Source organism: Pseudomonas sp. BIGb0381 (genome assembly GCF_024809815.1).
Taxonomy (GTDB): Bacteria; Pseudomonadota; Gammaproteobacteria; order Pseudomonadales; family Pseudomonadaceae; genus Aquipseudomonas.
The window spans coordinates 373,467-387,616 of sequence record NZ_JANUEN010000002.1 but is presented as its reverse complement, the minus strand read 5'-3'; the positions used below and the strand labels follow the sequence as shown (position 1 = coordinate 387,616).

General features: G+C 60.2%; 12 protein-coding genes. 4 read left to right on the top strand and 8 right to left on the bottom strand.

Annotation, left to right across the window (positions count from 1 at the left end; translation table 11 throughout):
* Positions 1-41: 41 nt before the first annotated feature.
* A complete protein-coding gene (locus tag M2397_RS08055) occupies positions 42-1,106 on the top strand; it encodes a DUF1176 domain-containing protein (RefSeq protein ID WP_259242605.1) in 1,065 nt (354 codons plus the stop codon).
* A gap of 61 nt (positions 1,107-1,167) precedes the next feature.
* Complete coding sequence (locus M2397_RS08050; protein ID WP_145337806.1) at positions 1,168-1,680, top strand: GNAT family N-acetyltransferase; 513 nt, start codon at positions 1,168-1,170, stop codon at positions 1,678-1,680.
* On the opposite strand, the gene M2397_RS08045 is transcribed toward M2397_RS08050, so the two are convergent.
* The 3 genes from M2397_RS08045 to ccoN form a co-directional block, all read right to left on the bottom strand.
* Positions 1,677-2,369 (bottom strand): aspartate/glutamate racemase family protein, encoded by a 693-nt coding sequence (locus tag M2397_RS08045; RefSeq protein ID WP_131696240.1) that lies wholly within the window; start codon positions 2,367-2,369, stop codon positions 1,677-1,679. The two genes, M2397_RS08050 and M2397_RS08045, sit on opposite strands and share 4 nt — an antisense overlap.
* A 90-nt stretch (positions 2,370-2,459) precedes the next feature.
* The gene (locus tag M2397_RS08040) at positions 2,460-2,669 is read right to left on the bottom strand and encodes a cbb3-type cytochrome c oxidase subunit 3 (RefSeq protein ID WP_259242604.1); all 210 of its coding nucleotides are present in this window, start codon (positions 2,667-2,669) and stop codon (positions 2,460-2,462) included.
* 1 nt (position 2,670) lies between these two features.
* Positions 2,671-4,098: a cytochrome-c oxidase, cbb3-type subunit I gene (ccoN, locus tag M2397_RS08035; RefSeq protein WP_184742308.1), complete on the bottom strand. Its 1,428-nt coding sequence runs from the start codon at positions 4,096-4,098 to the stop codon at positions 2,671-2,673.
* A gap of 194 nt (positions 4,099-4,292) precedes the next feature.
* Here ccoN and M2397_RS08030 point away from each other — a divergent pair, with 194 nt between their 5' ends.
* Positions 4,293-4,787: a hypothetical protein gene (locus tag M2397_RS08030; RefSeq protein ID WP_145337810.1), complete on the top strand. Its 495-nt coding sequence runs from the start codon at positions 4,293-4,295 to the stop codon at positions 4,785-4,787.
* 133 nt (positions 4,788-4,920) lie between these two features.
* Complete coding sequence (locus tag M2397_RS08025) at positions 4,921-5,592, top strand: DUF3313 domain-containing protein (protein ID WP_184742306.1); 672 nt, start codon at positions 4,921-4,923, stop codon at positions 5,590-5,592.
* On the opposite strand, the gene M2397_RS08020 is transcribed toward M2397_RS08025, so the two are convergent.
* The 5 genes from M2397_RS08020 to M2397_RS08000 form a co-directional block, all read right to left on the bottom strand.
* Positions 5,589-6,605, bottom strand: a complete 1,017-nt coding sequence (locus tag M2397_RS08020; RefSeq protein ID WP_131696245.1) for a DUF3829 domain-containing protein — start codon at positions 6,603-6,605, stop codon at positions 5,589-5,591. The genes M2397_RS08025 and M2397_RS08020 overlap by 4 nt on opposite strands.
* Positions 6,602-8,149, bottom strand: a complete 1,548-nt coding sequence (locus M2397_RS08015) for a J domain-containing protein (protein WP_259242602.1) — start codon at positions 8,147-8,149, stop codon at positions 6,602-6,604. Before M2397_RS08015 ends, M2397_RS08020 begins: the two co-directional genes overlap by 4 nt.
* A 131-nt stretch (positions 8,150-8,280) precedes the next feature.
* Positions 8,281-9,681, bottom strand: a complete 1,401-nt coding sequence (locus tag M2397_RS08010) for a DUF1254 domain-containing protein (RefSeq protein ID WP_131696247.1) — start codon at positions 9,679-9,681, stop codon at positions 8,281-8,283.
* Between the two features lie 196 nt (positions 9,682-9,877).
* Positions 9,878-10,243, bottom strand: coding sequence for a response regulator (locus tag M2397_RS08005; protein WP_131696248.1), 366 nt, complete (start codon positions 10,241-10,243; stop codon positions 9,878-9,880).
* Positions 10,244-10,496: 253 nt separating this feature from the next.
* Positions 10,497-14,042, bottom strand: a complete 3,546-nt coding sequence (locus M2397_RS08000; protein ID WP_259242601.1) for a hypothetical protein — start codon at positions 14,040-14,042, stop codon at positions 10,497-10,499.
* Positions 14,043-14,150 lie beyond the last annotated feature (108 nt).

Below are 14,150 nucleotides of genomic sequence, written 5' to 3'. Positions count from 1 at the left end.
ACATGGGACAATCCGCGCCTTTTTCGACACGGAGAGTCCCCATGCTACGCCCCGTACTCCTGGCCCTGCTGCTGAGCGGCACCGCCACCCATGCCTTCGCTCAACCGCCCGCTGAAACCGTGCCGCTGCTGCGGGAAATCAAGAACTGGGTCACCGGTTGCGACAACCTGCGCAATTGCCATGCCCTGAGCGCGCCCAGTGGCGTCGATGAAGAAGACTACAGCGCCCTGACCTTGCACATCTGGCATCAGGCCGGCCCCGAGGGGTATCTACGCTTGCGCTTCGACCATCGCGGCGAAGCGCTGGACCTGTCGACCCTGGTGTTGGACGGTCAGCCGCTGGGCCTGGAACTGACCCGGGATTTGCACATAGAACTGGACGATCAGGGCGGCGATCCCGAGGTGCAGTCTTACGGCGTGATCGAGGACGCCGCAGCGCGGCGCTGGTTGCAGCGTTTGCGCAATGGCCAGCGCCTGCAATTGCCGGGCGATGAGCAGGCGCATGTGTCGCTCAGCGGCCTGAGTGCTTCGCTGCTGTTGATGGATGCGGCGCAGGGGCGGGTGGATAACGTGACGGCCCTGGCACGCCCCGGAAAAGCTCCGGCCAGTGAGGTGCCGCCACGCTTGCCGACGCCGGTGTTGCGCAAGTTCCCTGCGCCGCCGACGTTGACCGTGCAGGAACAGGCGGGCCTGGTGGCGGCTGCATTGCAGGCCGTGACGCCGGAGGAGGGTGAGCCCGAGGCAACGGCCGGGGCGCTGACGGCGCAACAGGCGATGACGGTGGCGCGCTACGACTGCGCGGCCTACAACTGTGAGTTCGACGTGGTCAGCCGCCAGCGTCAGGCGCCCTATGCGCAAACGCCGCTGGAGCTTGAGCCCTTGCCGTTGGACGGCGCCGCGCTGCAAGGCTCGGTGGGCTATGACGAAGCCTCTGGCACCCTGAGTTATTTCTACAAGCAGCGCGGGATCGGTGACTGTGGCGGCGGTGGCGTCTGGGTGTTCGACGGCAAGGCGTTCCAGCTCAGTGAGTTTCATGTGATGCCGCGCTGCACCGGTGTGGGTTACGGCGATTGGCCGTCGCTGTGGACGACCGCACCGGCGCCCTAGCCAGGGGGCGGGCATGGCCTCTACACTGGCCGGCCACTTGTTTTTCAAAGGATGAAACACAATGCACACACCTGAACCCCACATCGTGATCCAGCGCTTTACCGAGGCCCACCTTGAAGGTGTCGCGGCGCTCTATAACGAACCGGCCGTGTGCCGGCAGGTGCTGCAGATGCCGTTCCAATCGGTCGAGGCGTGGCGCAAGCGCCTGGTGATGGACAACGAACGGCGCCTGCAACTGGTGGCGGTGCACGGCGGTGAGGTGATCGGCCAACTGGGCCTGGAACAGTACCTGCGCGTGCGCCAGGCGCATGTGGGTTCGTTCGGCATGGGCGTGGCCACGGCCTGGCAGGGCAAGGGCGTAGGCTCGCGGTTGTTGACGGCCGCGCTGGACGTGGCCGACAACTGGATGAACCTGCACCGGGTGGAACTCACGGTGTACGCCGACAACGACGCCGCGCACCACCTGTACCGCAAGTTCGGCTTCGAGGTCGAAGGGCGCTTGCGTGACTACGCCCTGCGCGATGGGGTGTTCGTCGACACCCTGAGCATGGCGCGCCTGCGCAAGTCGGCTTAACCCTCCAGCGCAAACGCCACCGCAGCCTGCGCATGCAGCTCGGTGGTGTCCAGCAGCGGCAGGTCGCTGTGTTCGGGCTTGACCAACAGGCTGATTTCCGTGCAACCGAGGATGACCGCCTGGGCACCCCGTGCAGCCAGGGAGTCGATGACCCGCAGGTAGACCTGGCGGGACGCATCGCTGATCACGCCGACGCACAACTCCTCATAGATGATCCGGTGCACGGCGCGGCGCTCCTCCGCGTCCGGCACCAGCACGGTGAGCCCCTGGGCGGCCAGGCGTGACGTGAGAAAATCCTGCTCCATGGTGAACGCGGTGCCGAGCAAGCCGACCGTCAGGGTACCGGCTGCCACCGCCGCCGCAGCGGCCGCATCGGCGATATGCAGGAAGGGAATCGACACCGCCGCCTCGATACGCGGCGCCACCAAATGCATGGTGTTGGTACACAGCACCACACACTCGGCGCCGCCCGCCTGCAAACGGCGCGCGGCGTCTTCCAGGATCAGTGCGGTGTCGTCCCAACGCCCGGCGTGCTGAGCCTGTTCCACCGGGCCGAAGTCCACGCTGTACATCAACACCTGTGCCGAGCGCAGCGGGCCGAGCTGATCACGCACGCGCTGGTTAATGATGCGGTAGTACTCGGCGCTGGACTCCCAGCTCATGCCGCCGATAAGGCCGATGGTGCGCATGCGATGCTCCTGACAGGGAAAGTCGCTTCACCTTACCCATCGGCCGCTGAATAGTCATACGCAGTTGCCGGCCAAATGACCGGAGCAGTTTCACATGTCGAGGTTCACCCAGCCCGGCCGGGGTTGCTCCGCTGCAATTGCCTGGATGGGTTTACCTGTGGCTTGTTCAACGCGCCGCGCCACCTCCGGGTCGTCAGCGAACGGCAACATGCGGGCTTCGTCCAGGCTCGTCTCCGATTGCCCACGCAGGCAATACTCCACCGCACCGTACAGGCACACCACAATCAGGAAACTCCACATATCAGGCGATCCGCGCATCGAGTTGGGCCACGTTCAAGTCTGCGACCCGCACGGTGCGCCAAGTGTTGTAGGCCATCAGCAACATGCCCGAGAGGAAAAATACTCCGCCCGCAAATCGCACCACAAACCCCGGATGGCTGGCCTGCAAGGCTTCGACAAACGAGTAGGTGAGGGTGCCGTCGTCGTTTACCGCGCGCCACATCAGGCCCTGGGTAATGCCGTTGACCCACATTGAGGCGATGTACAGCACGGTGCCGATGGTCGCCAGCCAGAAGTGCAGGTTGATCAGCGCCACGCTGTGCATTTGCTCGCGGCCGAAGACCTTGGGGATCATGTGGTACAGCGAGCCAAAGGTGATCATCGCCACCCAGCCCAGGGCGCCGGCGTGTACGTGGCCGATGGTCCAGTCGGTGTAGTGGGAGAGGGCGTTGACGGTCTTGATCGCCATCATCGGGCCTTCGAAGGTCGACATGCCATAGAACGCCAGGGACAGCACCAGGAAGCGCAGGATCGGGTCGGTGCGCAATTTATGCCAGGCGCCGGACAAGGTCATCATGCCGTTGATCATCCCGCCCCAGCTCGGGGCCAGCAGGATCAGCGACATCGCCATGCCCAGCGACTGCGCCCAGTCGGGCAGGGCGGTGTAGTGCAAGTGGTGCGGGCCGGCCCAGATGTACAACGTGATCAATGCCCAGAAGTGCACGATGGACAGGCGATAGGAGTACACCGGCCGCCCGACCTGTTTGGGCACGAAGTAATACATCATCCCCAGGAAGCCGGTGGTCAGGAAAAAGCCGACGGCGTTATGCCCGTACCACCACTGCACCATGGCATCGGTCGCGCCGGAATACACCGGGTAGGACTTGAACCAATCCACCGGGATGGCCAGGTGATTGACCACGTGCAACATGGCGATCACCACGATGAAGGCGCCGAAGAACCAATTGCCCACGTAGATATGTTGGGTCTTGCGCCGCACTACCGTGGTGAAAAACACAATGGCGTAGGCCACCCATACCACGGTCATCCACACCGCGCCGGAGAACTCGATCTCGGCGTATTCCTTGGTGGTGGTGTAGCCCAGGGGCAGGCTGACCAGCATGATTACGATCACCGACTGCCAGCCCCAGAAGGTAAACGCGGCGAGGCGGTCGGAATACAGCCGTACCTGGCAGGTACGCTGAACCGCGTAATAGCTGGCGGCAAATTGCGCGCTGCCGGCGAAGCCGAAGATCACCAGGCTGGTGTGCAACGGCCGCAGTCGGCCAAACGTGGTCCAGGGCAGGTCCAGGTTCATCTCGGGCCAGACCAGTTGCGAGGCGATCCACACGCCCATGGCCATGCCCACCACGCCCCACACAAGGGTGGCGATCACGAATTGGCGGACGACTTTATAGTTATAGGCCTGCTCGATTGTTGCGGTGCTCATGCTCAGTCCTCCCACGGTTCCAAGTGGCGGGCACTGTAGGAAACGCGGGAAAAACAAAACAGGCTCAGAAAAAGCTCATTACAGCGGATCAGTCGACAAGCACGCCCACTGGCCTGTCAGCGTTAATCGTACGGTGAGTGGCCGCATCTGCCATGATCGGGCATCGCAACCTGGCACACCCAAGGAAATCCGCAATGGACGATGTACAGCAACTGGGCGAGATGCTTCGTCATTACGCCGATAGCGAAGCGCACAAGAAGCAGCAGTTCGATGTGCAGTCGGCCCGCTGGGCACAAAAGCTCGGCGAGTTGTTCGGGCAGATCGAGCAATGGCTTGAGCCGGTCAAAACCGTCGGCTTGCTGGAGGTGCACCGTGAAGCCTATGTCGCCAGCGGGCCGAGCATGCCGGTGGAGACGTCGACCTTCAAGACCGAAAAACTGCTGGTGCACATTACCGGTAAAACCGTGGAGTTCGTGCCCGAGGTCATGGGCGTCGGCGGCTTGATCTCGGTGTCGGTGATGGGCTTGACCGCCGCCCGTCACGGCAGCGTATCGCTGGTACTGCCGGCCGAAAAAAATGACTGGTTGTGGAAAAAAACCAACGGTTTGAAAGACCCTGACACCTTTGGCTTCGACGCCAACTTCCTGGCCACGCAGTTGCAGAGCTTGATCCCGCGCGAACGTGGCTGAGGGCGACCGCTTCGTACAGCGTTGATGCGGGCTGCGGGTGTGTCAAACATTGGGTACAAATAAGCATTTTTTGCCCAGGATTGGCTATACCTACAGCTCAATGCCTCAATGATGATCGCCAAGGAGTTCAATAATGAAACTAAGGCTAATGATCAGTACGCTGTGCGTCGCGTCAATTGCTATGGCTGGCTGCGCCAGCAAGGTCACCCAACCGGACGAGTACTCGGGTTTTCTTTCCGACTACAGCCAACTCAAGGAAGCCAAGTCGCCGTCGGGGGCCGAGGTGATGCGCTGGGTCGACCCCAAACTGGACCTGAGCCGCTACACCGCGGTGTACATCGAACCGACGCAGTTCTACCCCAAGCCCCAGGCCACCGCGAAAATCCCAGACAGCACCCTCAATGGCATCAACACTTACTTCAACCAGGCACTCAAGCGTGAGCTGGGCAAGTCACTGCCCCTGGCCAACGGCCCTGGCCCCGGTGTGATGGTGGTGCGCGCGGCGATCACTGCCGTCAGCAGCAAGACCGAAGGCCTCAAACCCTATGAATTCGTGCCTGTGGCCCTGGTGGCGGCGGCGGTGAGTACCGGCACCGGCATCCGCGACCAGGAAACTACCCTCGGCACCGAGGCGCAGTTCCTCGATGGTGCCAGTGGCAAGGTGCTCGCCCAAGTGGTGCGCAAGGGCACGGGCAAGCCGCTGTCCAACGACTCGCAGGTGATGAAGGCCGATGACGTGAAAGGCGTGATCGATGGCTGGGCGTCGGACCTGCATCAGTCGTATGTGAAGCTGAAAAAACACTAAAACCCATTGCGTGCCTGGCGGTTGTAATAGCTGAGCAGGGCGTCGTAGCGACGGGTGACGACGTAGTAGTCGTCACTCAGTTGCTGTGGCGCAGCATGCGCCAGCCAATCCTTGTGCAGCGTTTGCAGTGCCTCAAGGTACGCGTCGACATTGGGCTTCACGCTGTACCAGAGGTAAGCGGCGTCACCATTACGGTCTTTACGCGGAAGGCTGTTCAGGAACGCCTCACTGCCATCGCCGGCCTGCTGCACGCTGTTGGTCAGTGCCGCCAGGGCCTGCGGCGTCAGGCTGGCGTTGCGTACACCCTGGTCGATCTGGTTGACCGCCTGACGCGCCACGATCATGTAATTGAGCACATGCCAATGCAGGTCCTGACCGAAACGCGCCTCCAGCAAGGCCAGCTGTGCCGGGCGCAGGCGCTGTTCTTCACGGTCCAGGGAACGGCGCAGCTCGGCGGATATCGAGGTGTAGTCGGTGCCCTTGCTGATCAGCTCTTTCCTGAGCAATGCCTCCATGTTTTCGTTGAAAAGCCGTTTATAGGCCGCCGACTGGGTGGTCGGATTCGATGGTGCGTTATCCGTGGCGATGGGCGTAAAGATATCCAGGCTCGCCACGAAACGGTCGGTCACCCCGACCAAGCGGCTGCCGGGCTGTTGATGTTCAAGTTTTAGGCTGATCCTGGGGCCGCAGATGTCCTTTTGGATCAGCCGCGCCCGGGGCTCGGTGGTGTCGCCGAACTCGTCGCGATTATTGGGGTAGGCGACGGCCGGCAGGTCTGGCTGTCGCTCGTTGCGTTCAGGGGTGATGAGCCGGTAGTACGTAAGCCGAGTGTCTCGGTCGACTCGGTTGACGCAATCAATGATCGGCGCCAGGGCGCTGGCGGTTGCGGTTTGGGGGCCGTCGCGCTGGTTCCACCACAACTCGACCAGGTGCACTTGCTTGCCCGCAGATGCAAGGCCGAAGAGCCCCATGACCAGTGCAATACCCAAGGCAATAAACCAATTGGAATTCATCGTCCGGCCTCCTGGCCATACCACTGTGCCTGGGTCGCGGGGGCCTGGCAGTGTTCTGCGCTACGCGGCATGCGGCTGCACAGGCGTTCGGTCCACTGTTGCAGGCCCTGGTTGCGGGTGACCCGGTACTGGTTGTCATACAGCTTCAACCCGGCGAAAACGCTGATAACAACAACCACGCAAAATACCCTGGTCACCTTTGCCCATCGCGGCTGTTCGGCGGTCCAGGGTGTATGCCTGTTCGTAAAAGGGCGTTTGACCAGGCCGATGATAGCCAGCACGGCCACCAGCGTGAGGCCGGCGAGTGGGTTGAACAGGTAGCTCAGAAGCGCCACCAACACCATGCCGGGCAGCAGGTCGCGCAGCGGCAACAGCGGCAAATGTGTTGGGCTTAAGCCCCGTGGCAGGCGTTGGCTGAGGTGTTCGTCCTGCACGCGGTATTGGTGCGCCAGCGGGCGCCAGATATGCCAGGCCAGTCCGGCACCAACCACCGCCACCAGTGACCACAGCAGTCCTTTGCCCACCGTGGGCAGCAGGTTACCGGCCAAGGTCTCGGCATTCACCAGGGTCCCCGCCACGCAACTGAGCACCAGCGCAACGATCCAGGGCCAGGTGTCCAGGGCCGAGTCCCAGCCTTGCCAGAAATAAACGCTGCCACCGGGCATGGCTTCGACCAACGCGACATGGTCAGCGTAGAGGGTTGCGCTGAGGCGTTGGCACGCTTCCCAGTCGCTGTCGTTGAAGCGCTGGGCAAAGGCGCGGCGCTGGCCCAGGCTCATGGGCGCCAACAGCAGCCGCGCGGCGCGTTGCTGCGGGCTGTTGGGCGGTTCGGCGGCCAGCGCGTATTGGTGGGCGAGGAAAATCGGGCCTTGCTGGCGTTGCAACAGCCGCGTCCAATCCCCCGCCGGGCAGTCATGACCGGCGCCGCCATGCCAGTGCTGGCCGGCGCACACCGCGTCGAACACTGCGCTCGACCAGTAGTGACTCTGTGCAAGCAGGCGGGCCAGCCATTGGTTGAACCACTCGGCATGCGGGTGATTGTTCACCCAGGGATGTTCGGAACGTGCGGCATAGGCAGCCAGGAAAGCGGCCTCGTCCTTTTGCTCAAGGGCCTGGCGCAAGGGTTGCTGCAACGCGCTGCGGTGCTTGCGCTCGAGTCTTTCGATCAGCTCGCCGGGCAGTTCCAGGCGCTGCCAGGCCGTCAGCCAGTTGAAGGTTTCAAAGGCCCAGCGGGTTTCTTCGGGGTTGAGATGCCCCTCGATGTCGCGCAGCAACAACTGGATTTCAAAGTGCAGCGCATTGCCATGGGCCATGGCTGCCTGGTAATGGTCGGCAAGGCTGTCGCCCTGGATGTCGATGACCACTTCGTCAGCTTCCTGCTGCCCCTGGCTCCACGCCAGCGCGGCCTCATAGGCTTCGCGCAGGCGCTGGAAACCCTCGGGGTCATCATCCGGTCGGGTTTTCTTCAGCAGGGCGGCGTATTGGCGCTTGATCGTGCGGCTATCGGCATCGGGCGCCAGGCCAAGGACATTCCAGCAAGTCATGTGCAGTGCAACTCCGTAGACAATCGCACGCACATTACCCGTTTTACAAGTTGATAAACCAGCGGTAGTACGGGTTGGCGCTTACAGCAGGAATGGCCCGGCCTGACGCGGTCGCGACCGGGCACGTGGTGTTACTTAAGCGGCGTCAACGGCGGCAGCTTCCACTGGCCGTTACCCACCTCAGGCTTGGGCAGGTAAATCCGCAGGATTGCGTAGAACGGACCGGGTGGGGCCGGCAACCAGTTGCTCTGCTCGGCCTTCGGCGGCTCGTGGTGCTGAAGGGCCAAGGTCAGGCCGCCATCGGCGTCCCGCTTGAGGCCGGACAGCATGTGCGAATTGATCAGGTAGCGCTTCTTGTGGTTGGGCACCAGCAGCTTGGTCTTGGCGTCGTACATGGTCAGCGACCAGAAGGCATCGGCTGGTGGCAACTGGTCCTTGGCGAAGTGCACGGTGTAGCTGTGGCGTGCGCCGTTGGCGGGCTTGCCCTCGCTGTCGAGGATATAGCTCAGGTACGCGACCTCATCGCCGGAGTTACCGAAAAGCCCCATGTCCGCACCGGCGTAGCGGTACAGGTAGTTGTTGTTCAGGTGGTCGCGGCTGCCGTACAAATCGCCACTGGCGACCTGATGCGTGTCGACCTTGTCCTTTTTGAACGCGGCAAACTCGGCGCGTGCATCGGAGATACCGTCTTCCAGGGCCTTGCGCTGTTCAGCGGTCAACTCCTTGACCTTAAAGGGTGCGCCCGGGGCGATACCAATCTTGGCGAAGCGCGCCAGCAGGTCTTTCTCGCTGTCCTGGGGTGCGGCGAAGGCCAGCATGAAGTTCAGGTAGCGAAACAGTTGCGGGCCTTCGGTCATGGTCGCCATGGGCTTGGGCCATGGGACCTTCGGCGCCTTGGCCGGCGCAGCTTGCTTCACGTAATTGCTCAAAGACTGGACTTTGTAGCCGTTCTGGATCTGCTTGACCTTGTTCAGGTCCTTCTCGTCGAACAACTGCGTACGGTAGAGGGCGTAGGCGATGTTGCTTTCGCTGTAGACCACGCGGTCCACGTTCACCGGCTGCTGACCTTTCCAGTCCGGGCCGGCGATCATGTAGTGGCCGCCGTTGTTGCCGGTGCTGCGGGTGCCCAGATAGGCGATGTTCTGCGTGTAGAGGTCGATCAATTGCACCGAGTAATAACGGTCGTCTTCGATCTTGGGCAGCGTCAGCACCAGCGGCTCGCTGCGCAGGTCCATCCACACGAACGAGTAGGGCGTGTCCGAGTTCGGCGTCACGAACGCGGTGTCCTTGGGGGTGATCACTTGGGCGGTATTGCCGATATGGTTGAACGGCGCCTTGAAGTTGGTACCGCCCTTATCAACGGCCTGGGTGTAAAGCGTCTTGTACATCTCCACCACCGGGTAGCCATACAGGTAGGCTTCCTTGGCGATGGCCCGGGCTTCGCTGGGGGTGGCGGTAAATTCGGCCCAGGCGCCGGTACTCATGAGTATCGAGAGGCTCGCCAACAGCAGGCGCGTCGGTTTTCCAATCATGTTGTTGCGTCCTTCCAAAGTTCGTTTGACTGCCGGGGAATAAAGGCGATGAGTTTCCTGTTTTATTTCCCTGACGTCACGTTAATCCCTGCGAATAAAGTGAACTCATCAATGCCGATCTGTACGGCGGCTTGAACATGTGGATGAAGACGCACAAATAGCCGCCCTTGCCGGGCGGCACTGTGTAAAAGAGGGGTCAGGCGGCAGGCAGCATCGATTTGACTTTGTCGCGCAATTGATCGATGGAGAACGGCTTGGCGATCACCTGCATCCCGGCGGGCACATCGATGTTCTCGGCATAGCCGCTGGCAAACAGGATAGGCAGGGTGGGGCGCAATTCACGCACCTTGGCCGCCAGTTGCTTGCCGTCCATGTCTGGCAGGCCGACGTCGGTCATCATCAGGTCGATGATCTGCGCGGTGTCTTCAACAATCTTCAAGGCTTCTTGCGCATCGGCAGCTTCAAGCACCAGGAACTCCAACTCTTCGAGCACATCAACGATCAGCATACGCACGATGGCATCGTCTTCGACGACAAGGAGGGTGGAGGAGACTGCGGACATAATGAGGGTTCCCGAAAAAATGGAGGTGCAGGTCTTTAGCGGTTGAAAGACCATTCTCTAATGAGTCGCGTCAATCTCGGCAAGTTCCGTTGGCGGGGGCATTGTGACGGGAATGCAAGAAAAAGTCGCGTTACTCACCAGAGGCCGCGGGCCATCAGTGGCTCCGTCCTGTGCGCCGTTCAACACATTGCCGGGCAAGCGGCTTCGTTCAGAAGCTCCTGGCCCTGCCGGGGGCCAGGATCAATGCCATGCCTTAAGACGGCAGGGGTCTGGATACCATCATTGAAACCGCAAAACTGTCCACCTTGTCTGTGACGATGTCATCGGGATGGAACGCGCTCACGTGGAACCCCTTTTTGCCCCCCGGCGAAATCTTAGGCCTTAAGGTCGCGCTGACACCGCCGCTATTGAGGATTTTCTCGATGCCTTCACGCATAGACTCTACGTTATCAAACCTGACCAGTCCGCCATTGGGCTCGAAGAAAAACCACTCTTTTTGGCCATCCTTGACTCTGATGCCTGCCAGCATGGCGTGATCTTCCGTGCTGATTCTCAGGTATTTTGACGTCGTGGACCTGCTCAGATCGTCGATGATGGACTGATGATTGATCAGTGAAGGGGCGGCGTTTACGTGGAAGGTGTCCTTTGTGTTTACGGCGTACTGCAGTGTTTTTAAATCGTGATTGAATAGGGTGTGCAGCGGAGAGGGCGATTCAGTGGTGGAGGCCTTGCGAAGATTGTCGAGGAATATTTTTTCGTCTCCTCGATGCAAGGCGAGCGCCATGGCATTCGATAACCCGGCGCAATCGCCGTTGGAGGTCAAATCAACACGGCCGAGGTAGTCCGACTGGGCAAAGCTATTGATGGAAACGCTGGGAGAATTCCCGACATCGCGGGTAAGCAGCGCAGTGAAATACTTGCCCTCTTCAATTCTTTTGGCCTTCAACTCCCTGGCCAGAATCCCCATTTCTTCAGGTGTCCTGCCAGGTTTGGCCGCTAATACCATCAACGCCTCGAAACTGCGCTGTCCAGAGTAATCCGACAAGTCATCCAATGCACCGTTTCGATAACCCTGGTTGAATTTCGGAAGTGTGTTGGAGGTCCTCGCGGCAGAGATATTCTCTCCGGCACTCGCCAGGTACGTATCTGGGACTCTACCGAACAGACTGCCGCGCAGGGGGGAGAAGTTCTCGATTGGCGGGCCATAGGGCAGGTTTCGAAAAGGGTCGAAGCTATACCAACGATCGTTTTTCAGAACGGCGACGCCGTCGACGCTATTCTCTCCGACTTTATAAGTCCCTATCAGCGTCGGACCATATTCCTTGTTGGCTGCCTTCAACAGGTCATAGCTTCCCGATGCGCCACGTACCTTGTTAATCAGCACCTGCCCGGAGTCACTGAGGAATCTTGCTCCACGTGTGACCAGGCTGGCGGTTCCCGTCGCCATGCCCCTGACCCCGCTGAGCGGGTTGAGCGCGCCGATAAGACCACTGCCGAGGATGCGTGCCGTCTGGAGCGCCTTTATGGTAGGGGACGCTGCGGATACAAGCACCTTGGCGGCCTTTGCGGAAACACCGTAACCCATCGTGGCCAGCGCTAGAGTATCCAGGCCAAGGTCCAGAAGGCCTGCCTCATAATCACCGTCGCGAAAATTGACATAGGCCGACCTGAACGGAATCAAGTTGAGAAAGAACTGCCTGACTCGCTCATCGCCTGCTTTCTGCTCATCAAGTGTCGTGGTTCCATTGGCTTGCAGCCATTGGTCCTTGCCGTTGATATCAAGGTGTTCAAGAAACGCGTCCGCAAGGTACTGGGTTCGGGCGGAGGTAAAACTCGACGGGGCCGGTAAAGGGGTATTCGGTTGGTGTGCTTCACGCCCTTGGCGATCAAGGCGTTCCGGGGTGAATTTTTCGACTTTGGTCAGAATATTCGCGTCGCGCCAATCACCCCGGGTGATGGCCGCCTCACTCGTGCGCTTGACGATTCGTTTGTTTCTTATATCGATTTCATAAACACAGACCTGGGGTTTTCCGTCGACCTCTCTTTCAGTTCTTACCAGCAACTCATTGAGTCTTGACTGGAAAGTGGGGGGATTTATGAGCCCCCTGCCAATTTTGTACTGGTTAGATTGATAGAAATCGATTTTACCGAATTCCAGGTTTTGCCGGTCTTCCAGCGGGAGTTCGGAAATCAGGTGTTTCACCTGGGTCTGAATGCCTTCTTTCAGCGATTGGGTCGCCGTCTCGTATTGGCCTTGAAATATGCCGTTGACGTTGAGCCTGGGCTGCTCGTTGATCGCATTGATGGGGACCCGGGCATCGTCTGTTTTCCAGTTGACGTTGATGCCCATCATGGCCATGTCCAGCATTGAGTGTTTCCCATCCAATTGCTTGGCTTTGTCTTGGGAGACGGTCGAGAGGCACTTCAATTCAAACGGAATACCTTCCCCAAAATGCTCCTTGAGCTTTGCCAGGGCGATGGCTTTTCTGCTTGGAATCTCGGCAGACAGTAATTGGGAGGCCTTGATTCTGGTAGTCAACTGCTGATTGAACGCGGTCCTGATGCTCTCCACTTCCTGGGGGGTGTAGGCAGCATCATCCTTCTTTACGACAAGGCCATTGATCATGCCCCAGTCCAGCAACAAGGCTGTGATGACGTGGACCGGCGGATCATTCAAGACTTGGGCGGCACTCATCACCTGGCCGTAGTCCAACTGTGATGTGGTACCCGGTGCACTCGCTTCGACCTTGGCCACCGCCAGGCAGAAATTTACCCAGGCCTGGCTGCCGTTGACCAGCGTGTCGGGAATGTCCTTGACCAGGAACTGAGGCGCTATGCGTGACAGCAACAGGTGGGTGGCCAGCTTGGCTGTGGCTTGCGTGGCCCGGCCTTTATCCACCAGATGGCGACTGAGCCCCTCAACGATGGCTGACGGTGGCATGCCCCAGTATTTTTCCTGCCCCAAGTCGAAGCCGGCGATTGAATTCCTGGCGGGCGACTCGACGGATTCACGATCGAGGCCAATGTTAATGGCGGCCAACACGTAGTCGCTGATGCTGGTTGGCGTGGCAATCCCTTCAAGCCCGCTCTGTAATGCTTGCCCCATCGCCTGGGCCTTGGTGGACTTGAGCAGGGTTTCCAGGGCCTTGGCAGGGTCTTGCAGTTCGGCATCCGACAGCGAGCTGGCTTTTATCAGGGCGCCCAGCGCGCCTTTTGTCAGCTCTGACCGGACCGGGCCTGGCACTGAGTGGCGGCTATGTCGCATCACCCCGGCTTCGGCAATGACACGCACCTTGTGTCGTTGTTGCGAGGTCAAGGGCAGGGGCCAGGATAGCGCCCCCCCGAGATTGCCCAAGGGTCGTTCCAATGCATGAGCGTGCGCGGCGTCCGCCAAGTGAACCAGATCAAGCCGGGTTTCAGGCATAGGCAAATTATGGTGCTTGAGAAAGGTTTCCAGACTGACAGAGGCCTGGCCTCCCGACGCGCTGTCCTGGTGGTAGGCGGAGCGTGGGTCAATGGCGGTTTGAGTACTGCTCAAATGAGCCAGCAGGGTTTGGGGCGTCGCATCCTGCGCAAGGGTGTTCATGGCAGTGGTGAGGTGCTGCGCCACATTTTTCCAGTTCTGCGCGTTTCCCTGCGCGCGGGCCTCTGATGTATGTGACAGGGATTGATCCGAGACTATTGCACGCGTGGCGCCGCTGGGGTTGCCAGTGGAAGGCGTGCCCTCCGGCTGATCGGGTGATATTGGCGTGGAGTATTTGAAACCCTGTGGATGTAGCAAACTCAAAGAGGAAGTCATCTTTATTACCTTTAGTTATTTAAGGGTAATACCTTCTGAAAGGGCCTCCCTGGACCTAAGGCACACAGCAAGTGAGTGTCGAGCGTAAGTCCGGACGTTCCCCGCAGG

What these genes read in the sequence shown, in the direction of transcription:
- M2397_RS08025 (WP_184742306.1), top strand. Translation starts at nt 4,921, where the DNA reads ATGAAACTAAGGCTAATGATCAGTACGCTGTGCGTCGCGTCAATTGCT.
- M2397_RS08040 (WP_259242604.1), bottom strand. Translation starts at nt 2,669, where the DNA reads ATGTGGAGTTTCCTGATTGTGGTGTGCCTGTACGGTGCGGTGGAGTAT.
- M2397_RS08000 (WP_259242601.1), bottom strand. Translation starts at nt 14,042, where the DNA reads ATGACTTCCTCTTTGAGTTTGCTACATCCACAGGGTTTCAAATACTCC.
- M2397_RS08020 (WP_131696245.1), bottom strand. Translation starts at nt 6,605, where the DNA reads ATGAATTCCAATTGGTTTATTGCCTTGGGTATTGCACTGGTCATGGGG.
- M2397_RS08055 (WP_259242605.1), top strand. Translation starts at nt 42, where the DNA reads ATGCTACGCCCCGTACTCCTGGCCCTGCTGCTGAGCGGCACCGCCACC.
- M2397_RS08015 (WP_259242602.1), bottom strand. Translation starts at nt 8,149, where the DNA reads ATGACTTGCTGGAATGTCCTTGGCCTGGCGCCCGATGCCGATAGCCGC.
- M2397_RS08005 (WP_131696248.1), bottom strand. Translation starts at nt 10,243, where the DNA reads ATGTCCGCAGTCTCCTCCACCCTCCTTGTCGTCGAAGACGATGCCATC.
- ccoN (WP_184742308.1), bottom strand. Translation starts at nt 4,098, where the DNA reads ATGAGCACCGCAACAATCGAGCAGGCCTATAACTATAAAGTCGTCCGC.
- M2397_RS08030 (WP_145337810.1), top strand. Translation starts at nt 4,293, where the DNA reads ATGGACGATGTACAGCAACTGGGCGAGATGCTTCGTCATTACGCCGAT.
- M2397_RS08010 (WP_131696247.1), bottom strand. Translation starts at nt 9,681, where the DNA reads ATGATTGGAAAACCGACGCGCCTGCTGTTGGCGAGCCTCTCGATACTC.
- M2397_RS08045 (WP_131696240.1), bottom strand. Translation starts at nt 2,369, where the DNA reads ATGCGCACCATCGGCCTTATCGGCGGCATGAGCTGGGAGTCCAGCGCC.
- M2397_RS08050 (WP_145337806.1), top strand. Translation starts at nt 1,168, where the DNA reads ATGCACACACCTGAACCCCACATCGTGATCCAGCGCTTTACCGAGGCC.